This window comes from Janthinobacterium psychrotolerans, assembly GCF_001677885.1.
Taxonomy (GTDB): Bacteria; Pseudomonadota; Gammaproteobacteria; order Burkholderiales; family Burkholderiaceae_D; genus Janthinobacterium; species Janthinobacterium psychrotolerans.
This window is the reverse complement of record NZ_LOCQ01000016.1, coordinates 1-1,462: the sequence shown is the minus strand read 5'-3', so window position 1 is coordinate 1,462 and position 1,462 is coordinate 1. Positions and strand designations below refer to the sequence as shown.

Sequence of the window (1,462 nt, the reverse complement as noted above, 5' to 3'; positions counted from 1 at the left end):
TGCAGCGCAAAATCGATGCGCGGCGCGCCTTCTCCTTCCTGCAGGCAATCGGCCAGCATATTGTTGAACGGCGCATTGCCGCAGGCCTGCTGCAGGCGGTTGATGCAGCCGTAGCCGCGGTTATCCAAGACCACGATGATCAGCTTTTTATCGAGCATGACCGAGGTGGCGATCTCCGAATTCATCATCAGATAACTGCCGTCGCCGACCATCACGATCACGTCGGATGCGGGTTTGGCCATCTTGACGCCCAGGCCGCCGGCGATCTCATAGCCCATGCACGAATAACCGTATTCCATATGGTAGCCGCCGGGGGTGGACGTGCGCCACAGCTTGTGCAGCTCGGCCGGCAAGGTGCCCGCCGCGCAGACAACGATATCGTTGGCTGTCGAGGTGTTGGACGAGCGCTGCACGGCGCCGATCACTTCGCCGTCATACGGCAGGCCGGCCACCTCACGCTGACCGGTAATGGCGGTGACGGTGTCGCGCCAGCCGGCCGCTTCGCGCCGGGCACGTTCCTGCCATTCGGCGCTGCTGGTCCACTCTGGCAACAAGGCCGACAAGCCTTGCAGGCCCAGGGTGGCGTCGGCCTGCACACCAAGGCCACGGCGTTTCAGGGCGTCAAAGCCATTCACATTCAGGCTGACCAGTTCGGCCCTGGCAAACAGCGAGTTCGAGCCGGTCGTGAAATCCTGCAGCCGCGTGCCGACCGCCAGCACAAGATCCGCTTCACCCGCAATCGAATTGGCGGCAGGTGATCCGGTGACGCCAATCGCCCCCAGCTGCAGCGCATGGTCCCACGGCAAGGCACTTTTACCGGCATGGGTTTCCGCCACGGGAATACCATGGCGCTCGGCAAACGCCCGCAAGGCTGCGCCGGCCTGGCCATACAGCACGCCGCCACCGGCCACGATCAAAGGCTGCTGCGCGTTGCGCAACACGTCTGCAGCCTCTTCCAGCTCGGAAACCACCGGTGGAATTGCACGAAACCGTACCACGCGCGGCGCAAAAAATTCTTCCGGATAGTCATACGCCATGGTCTGCACATCCTGCGGCAGCGACAGGGTGACCGGGCCGCAGGCGGCCGGGTCGGTCAGGGCGGCGATGGCGCGCGGCAAGGCCGTCAATAGCTGTTCCGGATAGATAATGCGGTCGAAATAGCGCGACAGCGGCTTGAAGGCGTCGTTGACGGACACGCTGCCGTCCCCGCCATCTTCCAGCTGCTGCAATACCGGGTCCGGCGCGCGCGAGACGAATACATCGCCCGGCAAGAGCAGCACCGGCAGGCGATTGACATGCGCCAGCGCGGCGGCCGTCAGCAGATTGGTGGCGCCCGGACCGATCGAGCTGGTCACGGCCATCATGCGCCGGCGCATATGGGCCTTGGCGTAGGCAATCGCCGCATGCGCCATCGCCTGCTCATTGTGGGCGCGGTAGGTGGGAAAGCTGTCCTTGTATTGAT

Annotated in this window: 1 protein-coding gene; it reads right to left on the bottom strand. The window is 64.0% G+C overall.

Translation table 11 applies throughout. The annotated features are described in order from the left end of the window. The coding region (iolD, locus tag ASR47_RS00120) for a 3D-(3,5/4)-trihydroxycyclohexane-1,2-dione acylhydrolase (decyclizing) (RefSeq protein WP_065305759.1) at nt 1-1,462 on the bottom strand (1,462 nt) is incomplete at both ends.